Below are 24,513 nucleotides of genomic sequence, written 5' to 3' on the forward strand. Positions count from 1 at the left end.
CGTTGCCGGTGCCCGGTGCCAGACTGGCGGCAACGGGACATACCGGTGTACGCGAGACACAGGGAAGTGATCGCATGACAGGCACGGGTGGCGGGCGTCCGAGTGTCGTTCCGACGTTGCTGTACGGGGACGCGAAGGCGGCGATCCGGCAGCTCACGGAGGCGTTCGGATTCCGGGAGCTGTCGGTCTACGAGGGCGAGGACGGCACGGTGATGCACGCCGAGCTGGTGCAGGGCAACGGCGTGGTGATGCTGGGCTCGAAGGGCCGGGGCGGGGTGTTCGACACGGCGATGAAGGGCGCGGGCCCGGCCGGGGTGTACGTCGTCGTGGACGACGTCGACGCACACCACCGGCGCGCGGTGGAGCAGGGCGCGGAGATCCTGATGCCGCCGACGGACCAGGACTACGGCTCACGGGACTACATGGCCCGGGACGCGGAGGGCAACGTCTGGAGCTTCGGGACGTACGCCCCGGAGACGGGAGGCTGAGGCCCGGCCCCCGGGCCCCGGGCGGCGTGGTGCCGGCGGGCGGGTCAGCCTCCGGTATGGACCTGGAAGGCCGCCCGGCGGACCGCCTTGGCCAGCGCCGGGTCGGGGTGGGCGGCGGCCAGGGCCACCAGGACCTGCACCGTGCGCGGGTGGCCGACGGCGCGCACCTCGCTGAGCAGGGCGGGGACGGTCGGCTGCACCGCGGACTCCAGGTGCCGGACCAGCAGCGGGGCCTCGCCGTGGTCGGCGACGGCGGCGGCGGTGTCGACCCACAGCCAGGTGGACTCCTCGCGGGTGAGGACCTCGTGGGCGTCCTCCGGGTCGGCTCCGTCGTGCTCGGCGAGCCACAGCAGCGCGTACGGCCGCAGCGTCGGCTCGTCGAGCACGGTGCGGACCTCGGGCTCGGCGGGGGCACCGACCACGCGCAGCGCCTCGAAGGCGAGGCCGCGCAGCAGGGCGTCCTCGCCGCGGGCGGCGTCGATCAGTTCGGTGACGGCGCTGCCGACCGGCCGGGCGGCGAGCCAGGCCCGGTATTCGGCGCGGGCCGCGTTGGGCCGTAGCCGGCCGCAGCCGCGCAGCATGTCCTCGGCGCCCTGCTCGATGTTCCCCGCGGGGCTCTGGGCGGCGACGCAGATCTGTTCCAGCTTGACCCAGACCGCCCAGCTGCCGAGCGGGGTGAGCGTCGCCTGTCCGTCGCCGTAGGTGAGGGCGCCGACGGAGGCCAGGGCCCGCAGCGCCCAGTCGAGCAGCGGCTCGAGCGGGGCGTCGGCGGCCGGCTCGGTGAGCGCGGGGCGGAGCGGGCCGGTCTGCTGCGCGTAGTCGATCTCGCAGCGTTCCGTGCGGAGTTCGGTGACGCGCTGCTGCAGCAGGTCGAGGAGCTGCGGCACGGGGACGGGGCCGGCGGACAGCTGGAGGAAGGAGAGCACCTGCGGCATGGCCGTGACGACCTCGGCGACGGCGGCGGGCTCGTACTCCTCGGGTTCGGGGTGGGCCAGCGACCACGCGTCGCACAGGGCGACCCAGCCGCGCAGTACGGCGCTGTCGTCGCGGTTCCAGGCGCGCAGCCGCCAGCCGGGGCGGGCGGTGTCGCCGTGCACCTCGATGAGGCCGGCCAGCCGGGCGGTGTCCCAGTCGGCGCGGACCTGAGCGGCGGTCAGTCCGAGGTGCCGGGCCGCCCGTTCCGCGGTCGCGTCGGAGAGAGTGGCCTTGCCGTCGGTGGTGGCGCTGTCCCCGCCGGGGCCGAGGGCGGCGTCGGCCCAGCGGGCGACGCGGGCCGCGGCGGCCAGACCGGAGCGCGCCATTCTGGCCAGCTCCGCCGGTGCGGGGGTGCCTTCCGGGGGGCGTGGCGCGGGGCGGCGCGGGCGCCGCTGGTTGATCGCTGTGGGGGCGGCGGCCAGGGGTCGCGGGCGGACGAGTCGAAGCCTGGAGTCGCGCGGGATACGGGACGTCACGGGTGCAGTCTCGCGGTTGACGGTCCGAAAACCCAAACGGAATGCCGGCGGGGGCGCGGGGACGGTCCGCGCCCCCGCCCCGGACGCGGGCGGAGGAGGTGATCAGGCCAGTGGTCCAGGGCGGAACGGAATCGTCGGCACCGGCTTCACATCAAGGGGGTCAGAAAGCGCCGCAGGGCCTCTTCGTAGGTCTCCGGGCCGGCGTTCCACATGGCGGCGTGCGGAGCGCCGCCGACGGCGTGCAGGGTGATGGTGTTCGGATGGGCCGCGGCGAGGCGGCGGGAGAACCGCCAGGGAGCCACCTTGTCGTCGGGGCCGTGGAAGATGTGGGTGGGGACACTGATCCGGTCCAGGTGGACGGCGCCGGGGCTGCGCTCGCCGTACAGGCCCGTGCGGCCCTGGGCGGCGCGGACGGCGAGCGGCAGCAGCGCGCCCGGGGTGCGGCGGGCCGCGGCGAGGGCGCGCAGGGTGGCCTCCCAGCTGAGGACGGGCGAGTCGAGGACGAGACCGGCGACGCGTGCGCGCAGCTCGGAGCGGGCCGCGGCGCGCAGCGCCATGGTGGCGCCGCTGGACCAGCCGTAGAGGATCACCTGCCGGGCACCGGAGCTCACCGCGTGGCGCAGTACCGCGTCGAGGTCGCGCCACTCGGTCTCGCCGAGGTGGTTGAGGCGGTCGGGGGAGGCCGGGGCGCCCGGGTCGCCCCGGTAGGCGGGGGCCAGCACCGGGAAGCGGTGACGGTGCAGGAACTCCATGACGTTCATGGTGTGCTCCCGGGTGGTGCCGAGACCGTGGACGGTGATCACCCAGGTGTCCCGGTCGCCCGGCACGAACCAGACGGGCAGCGGGCCGAGCTCCCCGGGCACGCCGAGGCCGGTGTGGTCCAGGCCGAGGGCGGTGCCGGGGTCGCCGACGTGGACGTTCGGGGTGAACCAGGCGCGGTCGCCGGGCTCGGGGGTGCCGTAGGTGACGCGTTCCAGCCGGCGTACGACGGTGTCGGCGGTGGCCTGGGTGCCGGACAGCACGGGGCCGACGACCGCGTGGAAGCCGTCACCGGTGAGGCCGTGGCGGCCGGGCCGCAGGGCGGCGAGGCCGCGGGTCAGGGTGACCTGGCCGGCGGCGGTGGCGTGGACCGTGAGCCGGGGCTCGGCGGGCAGGGGGCCGCCCGGGGGGATTCTGAGGGCTGCGTCGCTGGCGAACCGGCCGGCGGCCACCGCGGCGGCGCCGGCGCCCATCACGGCGGTGACGGCAGCGGCCGTCGCTCTGACAGTGCGCACGCTCTCCAGTGTCCTGTCGGAACGCACAACCGGCCAGTGGGCGCGGTCGTGGGGGCCCGTGCGGGGTGGTCCCGCGGGGCGGTCCCGCGGGGCGGTGCGGGTTCTCCGGGCGGCGGCGGGCCGCCTGGGATCGGTTCCGGCGGCCTCCGGGCGGCGGCGGGCCGGGCCAGCCGCTCCGCGGCCCTGGCCGTCGCGGTTCCGCTTCACGGTTTCGGGGGCGGGGGCGGGGGGCCGGGGGGCGCCTGGTGGGGAGGGCGGGGGAGTCCTTCTCGCCCCCGCCGCCCCTTCCCGTCCCGTCTCCGGGGGCCTCGCCCCCCGGACCCCCGTTCGCGCGGTTCCCCGCACGCCTGGCGGGTGCGGGTGCGGGTGTGTCAGGGGTGTTGGCCGTAGGTCCGCAGGCGGGCTTCCGCGTCGGCGAGCTGGGTCGCGGTCAGGAGGTGCGGGGAGCGGCCGGGGACCGAGGAGGCGGTCAGCCAGAGTCTGCACATCCACTCCAGTTGGGCCGTGCGGTCGTAGGCCTGGGTGAGGGTCGTGCCGTGGGTGAGCGTGCCGTGGTTCTGCAGCAGGCAGCCGGTGCGGTCCTCGAGGGCGCGGAGCATGTTGGCGGCCAGTTCGTCGGTGCCGTAGGTCGCGTAGCGGGCGACCCGGACGGGGCCGCCGAGTGCCGCGGCCATGTAGTGGATGAGCGGCAGTTCGCCGACGAGCGTGGAGACGGCCGTGGCATGCACGGCGTGCGTGTGGACGACGGCGCTCGCGCCGGTGGTGCGGTACACGGCGAGATGCAGCGGCAGCTCGCTGGTCGGGACCAGTGCGCCGAGCACCTGGCGGCCGTCGAGGTCGACCCCGGTCACATCGTCCGCCGTGAGCCGGTCGTACGGTACGCCCGACGGCGTGACCAGCACTGTTCCGCCGATCCGGACCGAGACATTGCCGGAGGTGCCGACCACCAGTCCGTCGGCGACGGTCCGGCGCGCGGCCTCGACGAGTTCCGTCCAGGCGCGTGCCTCGTCCCCGGACGCCCGCCGGCTCGCTCTGGGATCCCCGGAGTCCTCCGTATCCCGCTCGTCCCGCCTCTGTTCAGCCATGCGGGGATCCTGCCAGGCGGACCACGCGCATGGGCCGACCGGCGGAGCGATCACCCCCTCTTACGGTCACCACGATGCCTGTTCCAGTTCATCTTCCGTTCACCCTGGTTACTTACGTTCAACCAGCCAATGACCTCGAACGATTGCCTGGGTAAATGGAAAGCTTCTCGCTGATCCTCGCGATTGTGGTGGTAACCGCACTCGCGTTCGATTTCACGAACGGTTTCCACGACACCGCGAACGCGATGGCAACGACCATTTCGACCGGTGCGCTGAGGCCCAAGGTCGCGGTGGCCATGTCCGCCGTGCTGAACCTCGTGGGCGCATTCCTCTCGGTGGAGGTCGCCAACACGATCTCCAAGGGCCTCGTCGACGAGGCCGGCATCCGTCCCGAGGTCATCTTCGCCGCCCTGGTCGGCGCGATCCTCTGGAATCTCCTGACCTGGCTGGTCGGCCTGCCGTCCAGCTCCTCGCACGCCCTCATGGGCGGTCTGATCGGCGCCACCGTCGCCTCCGCCGGCTTCGGCGCGGTGCACGGCGACGTCCTCGTCACCAAGGTACTGATCCCCGCGATCGCCGCCCCGCTGGTGGCAGGCCTCGCCGCGATGTACGCGACCCGGCTGACCTACCGCATGGGCAAGATGGCCGACGGCAAGTCCGCCGAGAAGGGCTACCGCGCCGGCCAGATCGCCTCCGCCGGCCTGGTCTCCCTGGCCCACGGCACCAACGACGCCCAGAAGACCATGGGCATCATCACGCTCGCCCTGGTCGCCGGCGGCGCCGTCGCCCCCGACTCCGACCCGCCCATGTGGGTCATCCTCTCCGCGGGCATCGCCATCGCGCTGGGCACCTACCTCGGCGGATGGCGCATCATCCGCACCATGGGCAAGGGCCTGACCGACCTCCAGCCGCAGCAGGGCTTCGCCGCCCAGACCAGTGCCGCGACGGTCATCCTGGCCTCCTCGCACCTCGGCTTCTCCCTCTCCACCACGCATTCCGTCTCCGGTTCCGTGATGGGTGCGGGCCTGGGCCGCAAGGGCGGTGTCGTCCGCTGGTCGACCGCCACCCGGATGTTCGCCGCCTGGGGTCTGACGCTGCCCGCGGCGGCCTTCGTCGCGGCCGTCGCCGAGTGGGTCTGCCGCGCCGGCGACTGGGGCACCGCAGTGGTGGCCGTCTTCCTGATCGTCTCCAGCGCGGCGATCTGGAAGATCTCCCGGCGCGAGATCGTCGACCACACCAACGTCAACGACCACGAGGAACCGGCCGAGGAGCCGTCCGGCGTGGTGACGCAGGCGATGGCCGCGGTGACCCCTCCCCCGGCGGGCGCCGCGACCGAGGAACTCGCCACCACCATCCCGGCCCCCGCCGACCCGGCGGCGCCGCCGGCCAAGACCGCAGTCTGACCGCGCCCCGGAACGAAGGAAGAAGAGCACCATGAGCATCGACTGGGTGGCCCTCGGCTCCGTCTTCGGCGTCAGCCTCGTCGTCACGGTGGCCCTGGTGGGCCTGTTCGTCCTCGGCATCAGCGGTCTGTCCCGCCGGGAGCGGGCCGCCGCGCAGGGGCAGTCCGCGGGCCTGGCGGTCACCAGCGCGTACGCCTGCTTCGCCGGGTGCGCGGCGGCGGTCGCGTACGGGATCTACCTGATCATGGCCTGAGCACGGCCCGGCCCGGCCTGAACACGGCCCGGTCATGATCTGACCGCAAGACCGGCTCCGTCCGGCGGGCGGTGCGCGAGCCCCGGCTCCCGCACCGCCCGCCGACGCGTGCGCGTCCCGCCGGCCGTTCACCCACCGGAACCCCTCTGTGGGCCTCAGCACACTTCAGCCTCGCTGGTCAACGGCAAGTTGACGACCCTTCCGGGACCGTGGTGGACTGCCACAGCCAATACGGCGGCAGAAGAGGAAGCCGGTGCGATTCCGGCGCGGTCCCGCCACTGTCACCGGGGGTGAAACACCCCCGGGAGCCAGGAACTCTCGCCGCCGGTCTCGTCGAACCAGGGCGTGGACACCCTGAGTGAGGACACATCGCCATGCGCGGCAGCCTGCCGAGGTCGACCAGCGACACCCCACCCCGCTTCGGGGCCACTCCCTCCGGATCCGTCACCGGCTGAACCCATGGGTGCCGATCGCGTGTTCGCGTACGGTGCCGCTGCCGGCCTCCTCGGCGACCTGCTCCTCGGCGATCCCCGCCGCGGGCACCCGGTCGCCGCTTTCGGGCGGGCCGCGGCTGCCGTGGAACGGGTGCTGTGGCGGGACGACCGGGGACGCGGCGCGGTGCACACCGCCGTGTGCGTCGGCTCGGCCGTCGCCCTGGGAGGCCTCGCCGCCCACTGTGTACGCTCCTCCCCCGCCGCCTCCGCCGCCCTGACCGGTGTCGCCACCTGGGCCGTCGTGGGCGGCACCTCGCTGGCCCGTGAGGCCCGCGCCGTCGGGCGGGCGCTGGAGGCCGGGGACGTCGACGCGGCCCGGTCCCGTCTGCCGCACCTGTGCGGCCGGGACCCGCAGGCGCTGGACGCCGACGGGATCGCCCGCGCGGTGGTCGAGTCCGTCGCCGAGAACACCTCCGACGCCGTGGTGGGCGCGCTGGTGTGGGGCGCCGTCGCCGGGGTGCCCGGCCTGCTGGGGTTCCGGGCCGTCAACACACTCGACGCGATGGTCGGCCACAGGTCCCCCCGCTACCGCCGCTACGGCTGGGCCTCCGCCCGCCTCGACGACGTCGCCGGGTGGCCGGGGGCGCGGCTGACCGCCGCACTCGCCGCGCTCGCGGGACCTGACCCGCGCGGGGCCGTACGGGCATGGCGCGCGGACGCGGCGCAGCACCCGAGCCCCAACGCCGGCCCCGTCGAGGCCTCCTTCGCGGGCGCCCTCGGCGTACGGCTCGGCGGGACCCTCTCCTACGGCGGACGGGTCGAGCACCGGCCCGTGCTGGGCGGCGGCGGGCGGGCCGTGGCCGTGGCCGACATCGAGCGGGCGGTACGGCTCTCACGGCGGGTCGGCTGGCTCGCCCTCGGCGCCGGCGTTCTCGCGCGGAGCGTCGTGAAGGGACGTGCGTCATGAGCGGTGGCGGTCTGCTGGTCGCCGGGACCACCTCGGACGCCGGCAAGAGCGTGGTCACCGCCGGGATCTGCCGGTGGCTGGCACGACGCGGCGTCAAGGTCGCGCCGTTCAAGGCGCAGAACATGTCACTGAACTCGTTCGTCACCCGGGAGGGCGCCGAGATCGGCCGGGCGCAGGCCATGCAGGCGCAGGCCTGCCGGATCGAGCCGACGGCCCTGATGAACCCCGTGCTGCTCAAGCCCGGTGGCGAGAGGTCCAGCCAGGTGGTGCTGCTGGGCAGGTCCGTCGGTGAGATGAGCGCACGCGGCTACCACGGCGGCCGGCAGCAGCGGCTGCTCGGCACGGTGCTGGACTGCCTGGAGCAGCTCCGGGAGACGTACGACGCGGTGATCTGCGAGGGCGCGGGCAGCCCGGCGGAGATCAATCTGAGGCGCACGGACATCGTCAACATGGGGATCGCCCGGGGCGCCGGGCTGCCCGTGCTGGTGGTGGGCGACATCGACCGGGGCGGCGTCTTCGCGTCGTTCTTCGGCACGGTCGCCCTGCTGGCCCGGGAGGACCAGGATCTGGTCGCCGGGTTCCTGGTGAACAAGTTCCGGGGCGATGTGTCCCTGCTGGAACCGGGCCTGGAGATGCTGCACGGCCTGACCGGGCGGCGGACGTACGGCGTGCTGCCCTTCCGGCACGGGCTCGGCATCGACGAGGAGGACGGACTGAGGGTGTCCCTGCGCGGCGCCGTACGGGAGTCGGTGGTGGCCGCTCCGGCCGGTGAGGACGTGCTGCGGGTGGCCGTCTGCGCGGTGCCGCTGATGTCCAACTTCACCGACGTCGACGCCCTCGCCGCCGAACCGGGTGTCGTGGTGCGGTTCGTGGACCGGCCCGAGGAACTCGCCGACGCCGACCTGGTGGTCGTACCGGGCACCCGCGGCACCGTACGGGCGCTGGAGTGGCTGCGGGAGCGCGGGCTGGCGGACGCGCTGCGGCGGCGGGCGGCCCGGGGGCGGCCCGTGCTCGGGATCTGCGGCGGCTTCCAGATCCTCGGCGAGCACATCGACGACGAGGTGGAGAGCCGCGCCGGTCACGTGGACGGGCTCGGGATCCTGCCCGTACGGGTGCGGTTCGCCCGCGAGAAGACACTCGCCCGGCCCGCCGGGGAGGCCCTCGGGGAGTCCGTCGAGGGGTACGAGATCCATCACGGTGTCGCCGAGGTCCTCGGAGGCGACCCCTTCCTGGACGGCTGCCGGGCAGGGGCGGTCTGGGGGACGCACTGGCACGGATCATTGGAGTCGGACGGTTTCCGGCGCGCCTTCCTGCGCGAGGTGGCCGCCGCCGCGGGACGCCGCTTCGTACCGGCACCCGGCACCTCGTTCGCCGCGTTGCGCGAGGAGCAGCTCGACCGGCTCGGCGACCTGATCGAACAGCACGCGGACACGGACGCGCTGTGGCGGCTCATCGAGTCCGGCGCGCCACGAGGACTGCCCTACATTCCACCGGGAGCGCCCGTATGAGCACTGTGCTGTTGTTGTCGACCGCCGACACGGACCTGCTGGCGGCCCGTGCTTCCGGCGCCTCCTACCGGATCGGCAACCCGACCCGCGTGGACGTGGCGGAGGAACTGCCCGCGCTGCTGGACGGGACGGACGTCGCCGTCGTCCGGCTGCTGGGCGGGAAACGCGCCTGGGAGGACGGGCTCGCGGCCCTGAGGGCGGCCGGGGTGCCCACGGTGCTGCTCGGCGGGGAGAACGTGCCGGACGCGGAGCTGATGGCCGAGTCGTCGGTGCCGGCCGGGGTGGTGGCGGAGGCGCTGCGGTACCTCGTCGAGGGCGGTCCGGACAACCTCACCGAGCTGGCCCGGTTCCTGTCGGACACCGTGATGCTGACCGGCGAGGGCTTCGAACCGCCGCGCGCGATGCCGGAGTTCGGCGTCCACGGCACCCGGGACCTGGTGGCCGGACGCCCGACGGTCGGCGTGCTCTTCTACCGCGCGCACGAACTGAGCGGCAACACCGCCTTCGTGGACACGCTGTGCGACGCGATCGAGGCGCGGGGCGCCAACGCCCTTCCCGTCTACTGCGGTTCGCTGCGCGGCGCCGACCCGGGACTGTACGAGCTGCTGGCGAGGACCGACACCCTCGTCGCCACCGTGCTCGCGGCCGGCGGCACGCACGCCTCGCAGGCGTCGGCGGGCGGTGACGAGGAGGCCTGGGACATCGGAGCGCTCGCCGACCTGGACGTGCCGGTGCTGCAGGGTCTGTGTCTCACGTCCTCGCGTGCCGCGTGGGAGGCGTCCGACGCCGCCCTGTCCCCCATGGACGCGGCGATGCAGGTCGCCATCCCGGAGTTCGACGGGCGGCTGATCACGGTCCCGTTCAGCTTCAAGGAACAGGGCCCCGACGACGTCCCGGTGTACGTGGCCGACCCGGAACGGGCGGCGCGGGTGGCGGGCATCGCGGTGCGGCACGCCCGGCTGGGGCACCGGCCGAACTCCGAGAAGAAGGTCGCGCTCGTCTTCACCGCCTACCCGACGAAGCACTCGCGCGTCGGCAACGCGGTGGGCCTGGACACCCCCGCCTCGGCGGTACGGGTGCTGGACGCGCTGCGGGACGCGGGCTACGCCGTCGACGGATACCCATCGCAGGGCGACGAGCTGATCCACCGGCTGATCGAGGCCGGCGGACACGACGTGGAATGGCTGACCGAGGAGCAGATGGCCGCGGCGCCCGCGCGGGTACCGCCGGCGGACTACCGGGCGTGGTTCGAGAAGCTGGACCCAGAGCTGCGGGACGGCATGCGGGAGGCATGGGGCGAGCCGCCGGGGTCGCTGTACATCGACGGGGACGACATCGTCCTCGCGTCGCTCCGGTTCGGGAACGTCGTGGTGATGATCCAGCCGCCGCGCGGCTTCGGGGAGAACCCGATCGCGATCTACCACGACCCCGACATGCCGCCGTCCCACCACTACATGGCGGCCTACCGCTGGCTGGAGCACGGTTTCGGCGCCGACGCGATCGTGCACATGGGCAAGCACGGCACGATGGAGTGGCTGCCGGGCAAGGGGCTGGGGCTGGGCGCCGGGTGCGCGCCGGACGCGGTGCTGGCTGACCTGCCGCTGATCTACCCGTTCATCGTCAACGACCCCGGCGAGGGCACCCAGGCCAAGCGGCGCGGGCACGCGACGGTCGTCGATCACCTCGTGCCGCCGATGGCGCGGGCCGACACCTACGGCGATCTCGCGAAGCTGGAGCAACTGCTCGACGAGTACGCGCTGGTCTCGGACCTGGACCCGGAGAAGGCTCCGGCGGTGCGGGCGCAGATCTGGACGCTGGTGAAGGCGGCCGAGCTCCACCACGACCTGCGTGTGGACGACCAGCCGGACGACGACGACTTCGACTCGTTCGTCATGCACATCGACGGCTATCTGTGCGAGATCAAGGACGTGCAGATCCGCGACGGCCTGCACATCCTGGGCGGCGGTCCGGTCGGCGAGGCGCGGGTGAACCTGGTGCTGGCGGTGCTGCGCGCCTCACAGGTGTGGGGCGGGCGGGCGAACGCCCTGCCGGGTCTGCGGGCTGCGCTGGCCGGGCACTTCGGGCTGGTGGAGAAGGAGTTGCTGGCCGAGCCGGGCGCGCCGGTGAAGGTCGCGGCGGAGCTGACGGATCTGGTGGACGGCCCGGCGCGTACGGGCGCCGACGCGGTCGACCTGCTGGAGCAGCTCTGCCGGCGGTTCGCGGAGGGACTGGAGGAACGCGGCTGGGCGGCCGGCGCCGTTCCCGCGCTGGTGCGGGAGGTGCTGGGCACGGAACTCCCCGACGCGGTGGCCGTGCTGCGGTTCGCCTGCGAGGAGGTCGTGCCCCGGCTGGCCCGGACGACGGACGAGATCGGGCACATCCTGCGGGCGCTGGACGGGGGTTACGTCCCGGCCGGTCCTTCGGGGTCACCCACCCGCGGACTGGTCAACGTGCTCCCGACCGGACGCAACTTCTACTCCGTCGACCCCAAGGCGATCCCGTCGCGGCTGAGCTGGGAGGTCGGGCAGTCGCTCGCCGACTCGCTGGTGCAGCGGTATCTGCAGGACACGGGCGAGTATCCGAAGTCCGTGGGCCTCACGGTGTGGGGTACGTCGGCGATGCGCACCCAGGGCGACGACATCGCCGAGATCCTGGCGCTGCTGGGCTGCCGCCCGGTGTGGGACGACGCGTCGCGCCGGGTGACCGGGTTCGAGGTGGTCGGGCTCGAGGAGCTGGGCCGGCCGCGCATCGACGTCACGGTCCGCATCTCCGGGTTCTTCCGGGACGCGTTCCCGCATGTGGTGGGGCTGATCGACGACGCGGTGCGGGCGGTGGCGGAGCTGGACGAACCGGCCGAGTCCAACTACGTACGGGCGCACGCCGACGAGGACACCGCCGAGCACGGCGACCGGCGGCGGGCCACGGCGCGTGTCTTCGGCTCGAAGCCGGGGGCGTACGGGGCCGGTCTGCTGCCGCTGATCGACGCCCGCAACTGGCGCTCGGACGCCGACCTGGCCGAGGTGTACGCGGTGTGGGGCGGCTACGCGTACGGGCGCGGGCTCGACGGGCGTGCGGCGCGCGGCGACATGGAGACGGCGTTCCGGCGGATCGCGGTCGCCGCGAAGAACGTCGACACCCGCGAGCACGATCTCGTCGACGCCGACGACTACTTCCAGTACCACGGCGGCATGGTCGCCATGGTGCGCCATCTGACGGGGGCCAGTCCCGAGGCGTACGTGGGGGATTCGGCGACACCGGACCAGGTGAGGACGAGGACCCTCGGCGAGGAGACGCACCGGGTCTTCCGGGCCCGCGTGGTCAACCCCCGCTGGATGGCCGCGATGCGGCGCCACGGCTACAAGGGTGCCTTCGAGATGGCGGCGACCGTCGACTACCTCTTCGGCTACGACGCCACGGCCGGGGTCGTGGACGACTGGATGTACGAGAAGCTCAGCGCGGAGTACGTCTTCGACGCGGAGAACCGCGACTTCATGAGGAAGTCCAATCCCTGGGCGCTGCGAGGCGTCACGGAACGGCTGCTGGAGGCCGCCGACCGTGGACTGTGGGCGGAGCCGGACGCGGACACGCTGGAACGGCTGCGCGCGACCTACCTGGAACTCGAAGGCGATCTGGAGGGTGACGACCAGTGACCATCCCTTTTCCGTTCACAGCCGTCGTCGGACAGGACGACCTGCGGCTCGCGCTGCTGCTCAACGCGGTGTCACCGCAGGTCGGTGGAGTACTCGTCCGAGGTGAGAAGGGCACCGCCAAGTCCACCACCGTGCGGGCGCTTTCGGCGCTGCTGCCGGAAGTCGCGGTGGTGCCCGGGTGCAGGTTCTCCTGCGACCCGTCGGCGCCCGACCCCGGGTGCCCGGACGGGCCGCACGAGCGCGGGGGCGGTGCCGGGCGGCCCGCCCGGATGGTCGAGCTGCCCGTCGGGGCCTCCGAGGACCGGCTGGTGGGCGCGCTCGACATCGAGCGGGCGCTGGCGGAGGGCGTGAAGGCCTTCGAGCCCGGCCTGCTGGCCGACGCGCACCGCGGGATCCTGTACGTCGACGAGGTCAACCTGCTCCACGACCATCTGGTCGACCTGTTGTTGGACGCGGCCGCCATGGGTGCCTCGTACGTCGAGCGCGAGGGTGTCTCCGTACGGCATGCGTCGAAGTTCCTGCTCGTCGGGACCATGAACCCCGAGGAGGGCGAGCTGCGGCCGCAGCTCCTCGACCGGTTCGGCCTCACCGTCGAGGTCGCCGCCTCGCGCGAGCCCGACCAGCGGGTCGAGGTCGTACGGCGGCGGCTCGCGTACGACGACGGCCCCGCCGGGTTCGCCGCGCGGTGGGCCGGCGAGGAGGCCGCCGCACGGGCGCGGATCGTCGCGGCGCGGGAGCTGTTGCCGTCGGTACGGCTCGGGGAGGGGGCGTTGCGGCAGATCGCGGCGACCTGTGCGGCCTTCGAGGTGGACGGTATGCGGGCCGACATCGTGATGGCGCGTACGGCGACCGCGCTGGCCGCCTGGGCGGGGCGGACGGACGTACTCGCCGAGGATGTGCGGCAGGCCGCGCTGCTGGCCCTCCCCCACCGCCGTCGGCGGAACCCGTTCGACGCGCCTGGGCTCGACGAGGACAAGCTCGACGAGACGCTGGAGGAGTTCGGGGGCGACGACGATCCCGACACCGATCCTGACGGGCCGGACGGGGGCGGCGGGCAGCCGCCCGCTGAGGGTCCGGAAGGCCCGGAGGGCGGTGCCGGCACCGAGGCGGAGGCCGGGGAGGCAGGACAGCCCTCGGGGGCCGGTTCCGGTGAGCGGGCTCCGGTGGGCGCCGCCGAGCCGTTCCGGACGAAGGTGCTGAGCGTGCCCGGGATCGGTGAGGGTGCCGCCGGCCGGCGGTCGAGGGCGCGGACCGAGCACGGGCGGACGACGGGGGCGCGGCGGCCCAGTGGTGCGCTGACCACGTTGCATCTGGCGGCGACCGTGCGGGCGGCCGCGCCGTATCAGCGGGCGCGGGGCCGGTCGGGGCCCGGGCTGGTGGTGCGGCGGGACGATCTGCGGCAGGCGACGCGCGAGGGACGCGAGTCCAATCTCGTACTGTTCGTCGTCGACGCCTCCGGGTCCATGGCAGCGCGGCAGCGGATGGGCGCCGTGAAGGGTGCCGTGGTGTCGCTGCTGCTCGACGCCTACCAGCGGCGGGACAAGGTGGGGCTGGTGACCTTCCGGGGGTCGGCGGCCGATGTGGCGCTGCCGCCCACGTCGTCGGTGGACGCCGCGGCGGCCCGGCTGGAAGGACTGCCGACCGGTGGGCGGACGCCGCTGGCGGCGGGGCTGCTCAGGGCGCACGACGTGCTGCGGGTGGAGCGGTTGCGGGACCCCGCGCGGCGGCCACTGGTCGTCGTGGTGACGGACGGGCGGGCGACCGGTGGTCCCGAGCCGGTGGCGCTGGCCTCGCGTGCGGCGCGGCTGTTCGCGGCCGAGGGGGTCGCTTCGGTGGTCGTGGACTGCGAGTCCGGGCCGGTGCGGCTGGGGCTCGCCGGGCGGCTGGCCGGTGAGCTGGGCGGCAGTGCCGTGACGCTGGACGAGCTGCGGGCCGACTCGATCGCCGGGCTGGTCAGGGATGTGCAGGGGACTTCGAGGAGGGCCGCGTAGTGCCGAAGGGGCAGCCGAGTGTCGTACCGGACGACGGGCTGACGACCCGGCAGCGGCGCAACCGTCCGCTGGTCGTCGTGCACACGGGCATCGGCAAGGGGAAGTCGACCGCCGCGTTCGGGCTCGCCCTGCGGGCCTGGAACCAGGGGTGGCCGATCGGGGTGTTCCAGTTCGTCAAGTCGGCGAAGTGGAAGGTCGGCGAGGAGAACGCGCTGCGGGTGCTCGGTGCCTCCGGCGAGGGCGGCTCCGTCGACTGGCACAAGATGGGCGAGGGCTGGTCGTGGATCCAGCGCGATCCGCGGGGGGACGACCTCAGCAACGAGGAGAAGGCCCGCGAGGGCTGGGAGCAGGTCAAGCGGGACCTCGCAGCCGAGACGTACCGGCTGTACGTGCTCGACGAGTTCGCGTACCCGATGCACTGGGGGTGGGTGGACACCGACGAGGTGGTGTCCGTGCTGCGGGAGCGGCCGGGAACGCAGCATGTGGTGATCACGGGACGGAACGCGCCGGAGAAGCTGGTCGGGGTCGCCGACCTCGTGACCGACATGTCCAAGGTGAAGCACCCCATGGACGTGGGGCAGAAGGGGCAGAGAGGCATCGAGTGGTGAACTCCGTCCCTCGGCTGGTGATCGCCGCGCCCGCGTCGGGCAGTGGCAAGACCACCGTCGCCACCGGGTTGATGGCCGCGCTGTCCGCGCGGGGGTTCGCCGTGTCTCCGCACAAGGTGGGGCCCGACTACATCGATCCCGGGTACCACTGCCTGGCCACCGGGCGGGTGGGGCGGAACCTCGACGCGTATCTGTGCGGTCCGGAGCTGGTGGCTCCGCTGTTCGCGCACGGCGCGCGGGGGTGTGACGTCGCCGTCGTCGAGGGGGCGATGGGGCTGTACGACGGGGCCGCGGGGGAAGGGGAGCTGGCCTCGACCGCGCAGGTCGCCAAGCTGCTGCGGGCGCCGGTCGTGCTGGTCGTGGACGCGTCGTCGCAGTCGCGGTCGGTGGCGGCGCTGGTACACGGGTTCGTGAGCTGGGATCCGGAGGTGCGGATCGGGGGCGTGATCCTGAACAAGGTCGCCTCGGACCGGCACGAGGAATTGTTGCGGCAGGCGCTGGAGTCCGTGGGGGTGCCGGCGCTCGGTGCCTTGCGGCGGGCCCGGCAGGTCGATGTGCCGTCGCGGCACTTGGGGCTGGTGCCCGTGGCCGAGCGGGGGGCCGCTGCTGTCGAGGCCGTCTCGGCGATGGGCGCGCAGGTGGCTGACGGGTGTGATCTGTCGGCGTTGGTCGCGCTTGCGCGCAGTGCGGGGTCCCTGGCGGGTGCGGGGTGGGACGCGGGTGCGGCTCTGGTTTCGTCACCCCCGCCGCCCCTTCCCGTCCCCTCCCCGAGGGCTCTGCCCCCGGACCCCCGTTCGGCCCTCGACGGGCCTCGCCCTCGAACGCCGGACGGGCTGGATCGCGCCGGGCGAGCCGTGCGAGTGGCCGTCGCGGGTGGGAGCGCCTTCAGCTTCTCGTACGCCGAGCATGCCGAGTTGCTCTCCGCTGCCGGGGCCGAGGTGGTCGTCTTCGACCCGTTGCGGGACGAGGAACTGCCCGAGGGGACGGCCGGGCTGGTCGTCGGTGGCGGATTTCCCGAGGTGTACGCCTCCGAGCTGTCCGCCAACGAGTCGCTGCGGAAGGCCGTCTGCGAACTGGCCCTCGCCGGGGCTCCAGTCGCCGCCGAGTGCGCCGGGCTGCTGTATCTGTGCCGGGAGCTGGACGGGCTGCCCATGTGCGGGGTGCTGGACGCCTCCGCGCGGATGGCGGAGCGGCTGACCCTCGGGTACCGGGACGCCGTCGCGGTGAGCGACAGCGCGCTCGCCGCCGCGGGGACGCGGATGCGCGGGCACGAGTTCCACCGGACCGTGGTCGAGCCGGGGGCCGGGGACGCTCCCGCCTGGGGGATGCGGGCGCCCGAGCGGCGTGTGGAGGGATTCGTGGAGCGCGGTGTGCACGCGAGCTATCTGCACACGCACTGGGCGTCCGAGCCCGGTGTCGCCCGTCGGTTCGTGGAGAGGTGCCGCACATCATGAGCAGGCTGATCGGGGTGGGCGTCGGGCCCGGGGATCCGGAGCTGGTGACCGTCAAGGGGGTCAACGCGCTGCGGGCCGCGGATGTCGTGGTCGTACCCGTGATGGACAGCGGCGAGCGGGGGCGGGCCGAGGCGACGGTGCTGCACCACGTGCCCGCCGGGAAGGTCGTCCGGGTGGTGTTCGCGCTGAACGAGCGGACCGACCGGGCGCGGCGCGAGGCGGCCTGGGACGCCGCCGGTGAGCGGGTCGCGGGGCTGCTGCGGGAGCACCGTGCCGTCGCCTTCGCGACCATCGGGGACCCCAACGTGTACTCGACGTTCACGTATCTCGCGCAGACCCTCGTGGCGCTGGTGCCGGACACCGTGGTCGAGACCGTTCCGGGGATCACCGCCATGCAGGAGCTCGCGGCGCGTTCCGGTGCCGTGCTGACCGAGGGGACCGAGCCGCTCACGCTGGTTCCGGTGACCGCGGGGGCCGCCGTGCTCAAGGACGCCCTGGCCGGGCCCGGGACCGTCGTCGCGTACAAGTTCGGGCGGCAGGCCGGTGAGGTCGCCGAGGCGCTGCGGGAGACCGGGCGGATCGGTGACGCGGTGTGGGGGTCGGCGCTCGGGCTGCCGGAGGAGTCGGTGCGGCCGGCCGCCGAGCTGGACGGGGCGCCGCTGCCGTATCTGTCGACGCTCATCGCACCGCCCCGGCGCGACGGCGGGCGGGGCGGCAAACTGTGAGCCGGTCCGGTCCGTGCTCAGTGCACGGCGCCCACCACCAGCCAGATGAACAGCACGCCCGCGACCGTGCACAGCAGGGTGGAACGGGCCGGGTGCTCGTGGTGGGCCTCGGGCAGGATCTCGGCCGCCGCGATGTAGAGCAGGGCGCCGCCGAACAGGCCGAGGTAGCCGCCGAGCAGCGGTTCCGGGATGGTGAAGAACAGCGTGGACGCCGCGCCGGCCACCGGTGCCGCCGCGGCGGCGAACAGCATCGCCAGCGCGCGGCGGCGGGCGTTCCCGTAGACGCGCGTGAGGGTGTACGTGTTGAAGCCGTCCGCGAAGTCGTGGGCGATGACGGCCACCGCGACGGCGGCGCCCATACCGCCGCCGACCTGGAAGGCCGCGCCGATCGCCACGCCGTCCATGGCGCTGTGGCCGACCATCGCGGCAGCGGCGGTGAGACCCATTTCGGGGGTTCGGCCGTTGCCCTCCCCGGCGCCGTGGGCGGCCTGCCGGTGGGCCAGCAGGCGTTCCACCAGATGGGCGAGCAGGAAGCCGCCCACGAAGAGCAGCAGGGCCGCCGGTACCCCGTGCACCTCGGCACCGGCCGCCTCCAGGGACTCCGGGAGGAGTTCCAGGCCGACGACGCCGAGCATCAGGCCGCCTGCCAGGCCCAGCACCAGGTGGCGGCGGTCGGTCACGCGGTGCGCCGACCAGCCGCCGGCCAGCGTCATCAGGAACGCGCCGAGCGCGACGAGGACCGCCATGTGTTCTTCGTATCCGATCGGCGGCCGGTCGCGCACGCGTGACAGCCGCCCACCGCCCACTTCTTGATCCCGTGACCCGCAGGAGAGGACCCCATCCCATGGCCGACGCCACCACCGGCAAGGTGACCTTCGTCGGGGCCGGCCCCGGCGCCGCCGATCTGCTGACGTTCCGTGCCGCGCGGGCCATCGCCGAGGCCGATGTGGTGATCTGGGCCGCCAGCCTGGTGCAGGAGGAGGTCCTGCGGCACGCGCGCGAGGACGCCGAGATCCTCGACTCGGCGACGATGTCCCTGGAGGACGTGGTGGCCGTCTACGGGCGGGCCCACGCGGACGGGCTGCGAATCGCCCGGATCCATTCCGGTGACCCGGCGCTGTGGGGCGGGACGCAGGAGCAGGTCGACCGGTGTGCGGAGCTCGGTCTCGCGACGGAGATCGTGCCCGGTGTGTCGTCGTTCTCAGCCGTCGCGGCGATCGCGGGGCGGGAGCTGACCATTCCCGAGGTGGCGCAGTCGGTCGTGCTGACCCGGCTCGGCGGGGGCAAGACACCGATGCCCCCGGGCGAGGAGGTCCGCGAGTTCGCGCGGCACGGCACCACCATGGCGGTCTTCCTGTCGGCCGCCCGCAGCGGGCAGCTGGTGCGGGAACTGCTGGAGGGCGGCTACCCGACGGCCACCCCGGTCGTCGTCGCGTACCAGGCGACCTGGCCGGAGGAACTGGTCGTGAGGTGCACGATCGGCACGCTGGAGGAGACGGTCAAGGAACACCGGCTGTGGAAGCACACGCTGTTCCTGGTCGGTCCGGCGCTGGACGCGCACGGCACACGGTCGCATCTGTACCACCCGGGTCACTTCCACGGCTTCCGCAAGGCGGATCCGCAGGCGCGCCGTGCGCTGCGTTCGCGGGGTGCGAGCACATGATCACCGTCGTCGGGACCGGGACCGGGGCGGCGGTCGATGCCCGGGTGACGGCGGGGGCGGAGCTGGTCGTGGGCGGGCGGCGGCATCTGGACGCCGTACGGCTGCCGGAGGGGGCCGAACGCATCGTGCTCGGGCCGCTGGCGCCCGCGCTCGACACCATCGGGACGTACGTCGCCGAGGAGCGGCCGGTGCTGGTGCTGGCGTCCGGTGATCCGGGGTTCTTCGGGATCGTGCGGGCTCTGGCCGAGCGGTTCGGGCCGGAGCGGCTCGATGTACGGCCAGGTGTCCCGTCCGTGGCCGCCGCGTTCGCGCGGGCCGGGCTGGCGTGGGACGACGCCGTGGTGGTGAGCGCGCACGGCAGGGACACGCGTACGGCGGTGAATCTCTGCCGGGCGTTCCCGAAGGTGGCCGTGCTGACGGGTCCCGGGGCGGGTCCGGCCGAGCTGGGGGCGGCGCTGCGGAACACCGCTCGGGTGCTGGTCGTCGCCACCGCGCTGGGTTCCGCCGGGGAGCGGGTGGAGCGGGTGACGCCCGCCGGGGCCGCCGCGCGTGACTGGGGTGCGGCGGTGAGTGTGGTGCTGTGCCTGGACGAGGCGCGGGTCGTCGGGCCCGTGCGGACCGTCGCGGGAGGAATCGGGCAGCCCGCCGGCTGGGCGCTGGACGAGGCGGAGTTCGATCACCGCGACTCCATGATCACCAAGTTCGAGGTGCGGGCCCTGGCCCTGGCCCGGCTGGGGCCGCGCCCCGGTGAGCTGGTGTGGGACGTCGGCGCGGGATCGGGATCGGTGGCCGTGGAGTGCGCGCGGCTGGGAGCCGCCGTCACCGCCGTCGAGAAGACACCGGACGGCGTGCAGCGGATCCGCGCCAACGCCGTCGCGCACGGGGTCGACGTGCGGGTGGTGCACGGCGCGGCGCCCGGGGCGCTGTCCGGACTGGACGAGGTCCCGGACGCCGTGTTCGTCGGCGGCGGGGGACGCGAACTGCCGGCGGTCGTCACCGCGTGCGCGCGGCGGGCGCGGCGGGCGGTCGTCGTCGCCTTGGCGGCGCTGGACCGGGTCCCGGCGGCCCGCCGGGCGCTGACGGAAGCCGGTCTCTCCTGCGAGGCGGTGCTGGTGCAGTCGTCGCGGCTCGCTCCGCTGCCGGGCGACGTGACCCGGCTGGCGGCCGCCAATCCGGTTTTCCTGCTGTGGGGCATCCGGCCTCCGGCGCACAGTGAAGGAGCTGCCCAGTGATCGGCCTCATCTCCGCCACCGCGGCGGGAGCGGCGGCACGGGACCGGCTGGCCGCGGCGTGGCCGGACCGTACCCGCGTCTACGCGGGACGTCCCGTGCCGGACGCCGTGCGGGCGGCGTTCGCCGAGTGCGAGCAGCTCGTGTGCTTTCTCGCCACGGGGGCCGTGGTCCGGCTGGTGGCGCCGCTGCTCGGCGACAAGGCGGACGATCCGGGCGTGGTCTGTGTCGACGAGGGCGGACGCTTCGCCGTGTCGCTGGTGGGCGGGCACGGGGGCGGGGCGAACGAACTCGCCCGCGCGGTCGGCGAGGTGCTGGGGGCGCGGCCCGTGGTGACGACGGCGACGGACGCGGTCCGGCTGCCCGGTCTGGACACGCTCGGTCTGCCGGTGGAGGGGAACGTCGCCGCCGTGTCCCGGGCCCTGCTCGACCGCGAGGCGGTCGCGTTGCGCGCCGAGGTGAGCTGGCCGCTGCCGCCGCTGCCGGTCGCGGAGGAGGGGGCGTACACGATCCGCGTCACGGACCGGCTGCACGCGCCGGGTGAGCGGGAGGTGGTGCTCCGGCCGCCGACGCTCGTCGTCGGGGTGGGTGCCTCGAGGGGCGCGCCCGTCGAGGAGGTGCTCGGCCTGATCGAGGAGGCCCTGCGCACGGCCGGTCTGTCGGCGGCGTCGGTCGCCGCTCTGGCCACCGTGGACGCCAAGGCGGGCGAGCCCGGCATCGTGGCGGCGGCCCGGCGGCTCGGGGTGCCCGTGGTGACGTACTCCGCCGGGGAGCTGGCGCGCGTCGAGGTGCCCAACCCCTCCGAAGCACCGCTGGCCGCCGTCGGCACCCCGTCGGTCGCGGAGGCCGCCGCGCTGGTCGGCGGGGGCGAACTCCTGGTACCCAAGCGGAAGTCGGCGGGGCGGCCCGCGATGGCGACCTGCGCGGTCGTACGGCGTCCGGGGCGGGGGCGGCTCGCGCTGGTCGGGCTGGGGCCCGGTGCGCGGGATCTGCTCACCCCGCGGGCGAAGGCCGAACTGCGGCGCGCCTCCGTACTGGTGGGGCTCGACCAGTACGTCGACCAGATCCGCGATCTGCTGCGCCCCGGCACCCGGGTCCTGGAGTCCGGTCTCGGGGCGGAGGAGGAGCGGGCCCGTACCGCCGTCGCCGAGGCCCGGCGCGGGCAGGCGGTGGCGCTGATCGGCAGCGGGGACGCGGGGGTGTACGCGATGGCCTCCCCGGCGCTCGCGGAGGCGTCCGACGACATCGACGTGGTCGGGGTGCCCGGTGTGACGGCGGCGCTGGCGGCCGGGGCGATCCTGGGGGCGCCGCTGGGCCACGACCATGTGTCGGTCAGCCTGTCCGACCTGCACACACCGTGGGAGGTCATCGAACGGCGGGTGCGCGCGGCGGCGGAGGCGGACCTCGTGGTGACGTTCTACAACCCGCGCAGCCGGGGCCGTGACTGGCAGCTTCCGACGGCTCTCGCGATCCTCGCGGAGCACCGGGACCCGGCGACACCGGTCGGGGTGGTGCGCAACGCCTCCCGGACGGACGAGTCGAGCCGGCTCACCACACTGGCCGCGCTGGATCCGGCGACGGTCGACATGATGACGGTCGTGACCGTGGGCAACACGGCGACCCGTGAGATCGCGGGGCGCATGGTCACCCCGCGCGGCTACCGCTGGCAGGAGGAGTCACGGTGAACCGTGTGGTGCACCCCATCGAGCGGGAGTCCTTCCGGCGGCTGCGGGCCCGCCTCGACACCTCGCACCTGCCGCCCCTGACCCGGGCGGTGGTGGAGCGGGTCGTGCACTCCTCCGCCGATCTCGAGTACGCCTCCGATCTCGTCATGGACGAGGGCCCGCTGGCGAGGGCGCATGCCGCGCTGCACGCCGGGGCGCCGGTCGTGGCCGACGTGGAGATGGTGGCGGCCGGGATCACCCGCCGGGAGACCGTGTGCCGGCTGCGGGACGCCGGGTCCGGGCCGGGACTCACACGTTCGGCGCACGCCGTGCGGCTGGCGTACGAGGAGGTCGGTCCGGGCGCCCTGTGGGTGATCGGCTGTGCCCCGACCGCTCTCGAGGAGCTCCTGACGCTGGACGCCTCCCCCGCGCTCGTCATCGGACTGCCCGTCGGTTTCGTCGGCGCGGCCGAGTCCAAGGCCGCGCTGCGGGAGAGCGGACTGCCCGCCGTGAGCAACGTGTCCGAGAAGGGCGGCTCCGCGGTCGCGGCCGCCGCGCTCAACGCCCTGCTGTACCACCCCGTCCCACTCGCATCCACCACCGAGTCCGAGGAGACCCTGTGACCACCCCGCCCGCCCTGCTCATCGCCGGCCACGGCACCCGGGACGACGCCGGAGCGGAGGCGTTCCGCGACTTCGTGCGGGAACTGGGGCGCCGCCACCCCGGCCTGCCCGTCGCCGGAGGGTTCATCGAGCTGTCCCCGCCGCCCCTGGGCGAGGCCGTCGCGGAACTGGTGCGGCGGGGGGTGCGGCGGTTCGCGGCCGTTCCGCTGATGCTGGTGTCCGCCGGGCACGCCAAGGGGGACATCCCGGCGGCGCTGGCCCGCGAGAAGGAACGCCACCCGGGCGTCTCGTACACCTACGGCCGTCCGCTGGGTCCGCACCCGGGGCTGCTGAGGGTGCTGGAGCGGCGGCTGGCCGAGGCGCTGGATCCGTCCTGGGACCCGTCCGAGGTGACGGTCCTGCTGGTGGGGCGCGGGTCGACGGACCCGGATGCCAACGCCGAGGTGTTCAAGGCGGCACGGCTGCTGTGGGAGGGGCGGGGCTACGCGGCTGTCGAGACGGCGTTCGTGTCGCTGGCGGCGCCGGACGTGCCGGAAGGGCTGGAGCGGTGCGTGCGGCTGGGCGCCCGGCGGATCGTGGTCCTGCCGTACTTCCTGTTCACCGGGATCCTGCCGGACCGGGTGCGGCGGCAGACGGCGCAGTGGGCGGCGGCGCGTCCGGGGACCGGGGTACGGTCGGCGGACGTCATCGGACCGGAACCGGAACTGCTGGATCTGGTGATGGAGCGGTACGAGGAGGCCGTGAAGGGTGACCTCAGGATGAACTGCGACACGTGTGTGTACCGGATCGCGCTCCCCGGCTTCGAGGACAAGGTGGGTCTCCCCCAGCAGCCGCACTTCCACCCCGACGACGACGGCCACCACCACGGCCACGGTCACGCGCACTCCCATGCGCACTGATCCGGCGGGTGCCGGCGGGCACGACCTGCGCCACCACGGTGACGCCGAGGTCCGCGACGACGGCTCCGCGCTGACCGACCTCGCGGTGAACGTCCGTACGGACACGCCTCCGGCATGGCTGCGGGAACACATCGCCGCGTCGCTGTCCGGACTCGCCGCCTACCCGGACGGGCGGGCCGCACGGGCGGCCGTGGCGGCGCGGCACGGCCACGCGGAGGAACGGGTGCTGCTGACCGCCGGGGCGGCGGAGGCGTTCGTGCTGCTGGCGCGGGCGCTGAAGGTGCGTCGGCCGGTGGTGGTGCACCCGCAGTTCACGGAGCCCGAGGCGGCGCTGCGGGACGCGGGGCACACGGTGGACCGGGTGCTGCTGCGGGAAGCGGACGGCTTCCGGCTGGACCCGGCGGCGGTGCCCGGGGACGCGGACCTGGTGGTGATCGGCAACCCGACGAACCCCACGTCGGTGCTGCACCCGGCGGCCACGGTGGCCGCGCTGGCCCGGCCCGGACGCACGCTGGTGGTGGACGAGGCGTTCATGGACGCGGTGCCCGGCGAGCGGGAGGCACTGGCCGGCCGCACGGACGTCCCCGGGCTCGTCGTGCTGCGCAGCCTCACCAAGACATGGGGGCTGGCGGGGCTGCGGATCGGCTACGTCCTGGCGGCCCCGGAGACCGTCGCGGAGCTGGAGCGCGCGCAGCCGTTGTGGCCGGTGTCGACGCCGGCGCTGGTGGCGGCGGAGGCGTGTGTGGGCCCCCGGGCGCTGGCGGAGGCGGCCGCCGCGGCGCGGCGCGGGGCGGCCGACCGGGGGTATCTGGTGGCGGGGCTGCGGGAGTTCGCGGCCCGCGGGGTCCGGATCACGGAACCGGCCGAGGGCCCGTTCGTGCTGGTCCGGATGCCGGAGGCGGCGGCGGTGCGGCGGCGGTTGCGCGCCCTCGGCTACGCGGTGCGGCGGGGGGACACGTTCCCCGGTCTGGACGGGGACTGGCTCCGGCTGGCGGTACGGGACCGGGCGACGACGGACGGTTTTCTGTCCGCGCTGAGCCGGTCGCTGCTCTCACCTTGAATCGTCCCCGCCGCCCCTTCCCGTCCCGGAACCGGGGCTTCGCCCCCGGGGACGGGGCAGGGAAGGGGCGGCGGGGGCGGGCTC

20 protein-coding genes and 1 riboswitch are annotated in these 24,513 nt (G+C 74.3%); of the genes, 16 read left to right on the forward strand and 4 right to left on the reverse strand.

Annotation, left to right across the window (positions count from 1 at the left end):
• Positions 1 to 74: 74 nt before the first annotated feature.
• Positions 75 to 488, forward strand: a complete 414-nt coding sequence (locus HTV45_RS06880; RefSeq protein WP_215204728.1) for a VOC family protein — start codon at positions 75 to 77, stop codon at positions 486 to 488.
• Positions 489 to 532: 44 nt separating this feature from the next.
• Here HTV45_RS06880 and HTV45_RS06885 read toward each other — a convergent pair whose 3' ends face one another.
• From HTV45_RS06885 to HTV45_RS06895, 3 genes are all read right to left on the reverse strand, one after another.
• Entirely contained in the window at positions 533 to 1,939 is a 1,407-nt protein-coding gene (locus HTV45_RS06885; protein ID WP_215204729.1) for a hypothetical protein, read from the reverse strand.
• Positions 1,940 to 2,085: 146 nt separating this feature from the next.
• Positions 2,086 to 3,213, reverse strand: a complete 1,128-nt coding sequence (locus tag HTV45_RS06890; RefSeq protein ID WP_215204730.1) for an alpha/beta hydrolase — start codon at positions 3,211 to 3,213, stop codon at positions 2,086 to 2,088.
• Between the two features lie 371 nt (positions 3,214 to 3,584).
• Positions 3,585 to 4,298 (reverse strand): class II aldolase/adducin family protein, encoded by a 714-nt coding sequence (locus tag HTV45_RS06895; protein WP_215204731.1) that lies wholly within the window; start codon positions 4,296 to 4,298, stop codon positions 3,585 to 3,587.
• Between the two features lie 155 nt (positions 4,299 to 4,453).
• Here HTV45_RS06895 and HTV45_RS06900 point away from each other — a divergent pair, with 155 nt between their 5' ends.
• The 9 genes from HTV45_RS06900 to cobI all read left to right on the forward strand — a co-directional run bounded on the left by HTV45_RS06900 (position 4,454) and on the right by cobI (position 17,291).
• On the forward strand, positions 4,454 to 5,701 hold the full coding sequence (locus HTV45_RS06900; protein ID WP_215204732.1) for an inorganic phosphate transporter: 1,248 nt from the start codon (positions 4,454 to 4,456) through the stop codon (positions 5,699 to 5,701).
• Positions 5,702 to 5,732: 31 nt separating this feature from the next.
• Positions 5,733 to 5,954, forward strand: coding sequence for a hypothetical protein (locus HTV45_RS06905; protein ID WP_215204733.1), 222 nt, complete (start codon positions 5,733 to 5,735; stop codon positions 5,952 to 5,954).
• A 196-nt stretch (positions 5,955 to 6,150) separates the two neighbouring features.
• A riboswitch (cobalamin riboswitch) is annotated at positions 6,151 to 6,295 on the forward strand.
• A gap of 118 nt (positions 6,296 to 6,413) precedes the next feature.
• A complete protein-coding gene (locus tag HTV45_RS06910) occupies positions 6,414 to 7,355 on the forward strand; it encodes a cobalamin biosynthesis protein (protein WP_215204734.1) in 942 nt (313 codons plus the stop codon).
• Complete coding sequence (locus HTV45_RS06915) at positions 7,352 to 8,863, forward strand: cobyric acid synthase (protein ID WP_215204735.1); 1,512 nt, start codon at positions 7,352 to 7,354, stop codon at positions 8,861 to 8,863. Before HTV45_RS06910 ends, HTV45_RS06915 begins: the two co-directional genes overlap by 4 nt.
• Entirely contained in the window at positions 8,860 to 12,513 is a 3,654-nt protein-coding gene (cobN, locus tag HTV45_RS06920) for a cobaltochelatase subunit CobN (protein WP_215204736.1), read from the forward strand. The genes HTV45_RS06915 and cobN overlap by 4 nt, the downstream gene beginning before the upstream one ends.
• Positions 12,510 to 14,504: a putative cobaltochelatase gene (locus HTV45_RS06925; protein ID WP_215204737.1), complete on the forward strand. Its 1,995-nt coding sequence runs from the start codon at positions 12,510 to 12,512 to the stop codon at positions 14,502 to 14,504. The genes cobN and HTV45_RS06925 overlap by 4 nt, the downstream gene beginning before the upstream one ends.
• Complete coding sequence (cobO, locus tag HTV45_RS06930) at positions 14,504 to 15,112, forward strand: cob(I)yrinic acid a,c-diamide adenosyltransferase (RefSeq protein ID WP_215204738.1); 609 nt, start codon at positions 14,504 to 14,506, stop codon at positions 15,110 to 15,112. Before HTV45_RS06925 ends, cobO begins: the two co-directional genes overlap by 1 nt.
• Positions 15,106 to 16,566 carry a cobyrinate a,c-diamide synthase gene (locus HTV45_RS06935; RefSeq protein WP_215204739.1) on the forward strand — a complete coding sequence of 487 codons (1,461 nt, stop codon included), beginning with the start codon at positions 15,106 to 15,108 and terminating at the stop codon, positions 16,564 to 16,566. The genes cobO and HTV45_RS06935 overlap by 7 nt, the downstream gene beginning before the upstream one ends.
• Complete coding sequence (gene cobI / locus HTV45_RS06940) at positions 16,551 to 17,291, forward strand: precorrin-2 C(20)-methyltransferase (protein WP_215204740.1); 741 nt, start codon at positions 16,551 to 16,553, stop codon at positions 17,289 to 17,291. The genes HTV45_RS06935 and cobI overlap by 16 nt, the downstream gene beginning before the upstream one ends.
• Positions 17,292 to 17,308: 17 nt before the next feature.
• Here cobI and HTV45_RS06945 read toward each other — a convergent pair whose 3' ends face one another.
• Positions 17,309 to 18,037 carry a ZIP family metal transporter gene (locus tag HTV45_RS06945; protein ID WP_215204741.1) on the reverse strand — a complete coding sequence of 243 codons (729 nt, stop codon included), beginning with the start codon at positions 18,035 to 18,037 and terminating at the stop codon, positions 17,309 to 17,311.
• A 98-nt stretch (positions 18,038 to 18,135) separates the two neighbouring features.
• Here HTV45_RS06945 and cobM point away from each other — a divergent pair, with 98 nt between their 5' ends.
• Genes cobM through cobC form a run of 6 tightly spaced genes read left to right on the forward strand, consistent with a single transcriptional unit; the run spans position 18,136 to position 24,429 of the window.
• The gene (cobM, locus tag HTV45_RS06950; RefSeq protein ID WP_215204742.1) at positions 18,136 to 18,954 is read left to right on the forward strand and encodes a precorrin-4 C(11)-methyltransferase; all 819 of its coding nucleotides are present in this window, start codon (positions 18,136 to 18,138) and stop codon (positions 18,952 to 18,954) included.
• Complete coding sequence (gene cbiE, locus HTV45_RS06955) at positions 18,951 to 20,186, forward strand: precorrin-6y C5,15-methyltransferase (decarboxylating) subunit CbiE (protein WP_215204743.1); 1,236 nt, start codon at positions 18,951 to 18,953, stop codon at positions 20,184 to 20,186. Before cobM ends, cbiE begins: the two co-directional genes overlap by 4 nt.
• Complete coding sequence (gene cobJ, locus HTV45_RS06960) at positions 20,183 to 21,868, forward strand: precorrin-3B C(17)-methyltransferase (protein ID WP_215204744.1); 1,686 nt, start codon at positions 20,183 to 20,185, stop codon at positions 21,866 to 21,868. Before cbiE ends, cobJ begins: the two co-directional genes overlap by 4 nt.
• Positions 21,865 to 22,470, forward strand: coding sequence for a precorrin-8X methylmutase (locus tag HTV45_RS06965; RefSeq protein WP_215204745.1), 606 nt, complete (start codon positions 21,865 to 21,867; stop codon positions 22,468 to 22,470). The genes cobJ and HTV45_RS06965 overlap by 4 nt, the downstream gene beginning before the upstream one ends.
• Entirely contained in the window at positions 22,467 to 23,369 is a 903-nt protein-coding gene (locus HTV45_RS06970) for a sirohydrochlorin chelatase (RefSeq protein ID WP_215204746.1), read from the forward strand. The genes HTV45_RS06965 and HTV45_RS06970 overlap by 4 nt, the downstream gene beginning before the upstream one ends.
• The gene (gene cobC, locus HTV45_RS06975; RefSeq protein WP_215204747.1) at positions 23,359 to 24,429 is read left to right on the forward strand and encodes an Rv2231c family pyridoxal phosphate-dependent protein CobC; all 1,071 of its coding nucleotides are present in this window, start codon (positions 23,359 to 23,361) and stop codon (positions 24,427 to 24,429) included. Before HTV45_RS06970 ends, cobC begins: the two co-directional genes overlap by 11 nt.
• Positions 24,430 to 24,513: the final 84 nt, after the last annotated feature.

Source organism: Streptomyces sp. CHD11 (assembly GCF_018638295.1).
In the GTDB taxonomy this organism is placed as follows: domain Bacteria; phylum Actinomycetota; class Actinomycetes; order Streptomycetales; family Streptomycetaceae; genus Streptomyces.

Coding starts and splice junctions, on each gene's coding strand:
- HTV45_RS06880 (WP_215204728.1), top strand. CDS start 75: ATGACAGGCACGGGTGGCGGGCGTCCGAGTGTCGTTCCGACGTTGCTG.
- HTV45_RS06895 (WP_215204731.1), bottom strand. CDS start 4,298: ATGGCTGAACAGAGGCGGGACGAGCGGGATACGGAGGACTCCGGGGAT.
- HTV45_RS06900 (WP_215204732.1), top strand. CDS start 4,454: ATGGAAAGCTTCTCGCTGATCCTCGCGATTGTGGTGGTAACCGCACTC.
- HTV45_RS06905 (WP_215204733.1), top strand. CDS start 5,733: ATGAGCATCGACTGGGTGGCCCTCGGCTCCGTCTTCGGCGTCAGCCTC.
- HTV45_RS06910 (WP_215204734.1), top strand. CDS start 6,414: ATGGGTGCCGATCGCGTGTTCGCGTACGGTGCCGCTGCCGGCCTCCTC.
- HTV45_RS06915 (WP_215204735.1), top strand. CDS start 7,352: ATGAGCGGTGGCGGTCTGCTGGTCGCCGGGACCACCTCGGACGCCGGC.
- cobN (WP_215204736.1), top strand. CDS start 8,860: ATGAGCACTGTGCTGTTGTTGTCGACCGCCGACACGGACCTGCTGGCG.
- HTV45_RS06945 (WP_215204741.1), bottom strand. CDS start 18,037: ATGGCGGTCCTCGTCGCGCTCGGCGCGTTCCTGATGACGCTGGCCGGC.
- cobM (WP_215204742.1), top strand. CDS start 18,136: ATGGCCGACGCCACCACCGGCAAGGTGACCTTCGTCGGGGCCGGCCCC.
- cbiE (WP_215204743.1), top strand. CDS start 18,951: ATGATCACCGTCGTCGGGACCGGGACCGGGGCGGCGGTCGATGCCCGG.
- cobC (WP_215204747.1), top strand. CDS start 23,359: ATGCGCACTGATCCGGCGGGTGCCGGCGGGCACGACCTGCGCCACCAC.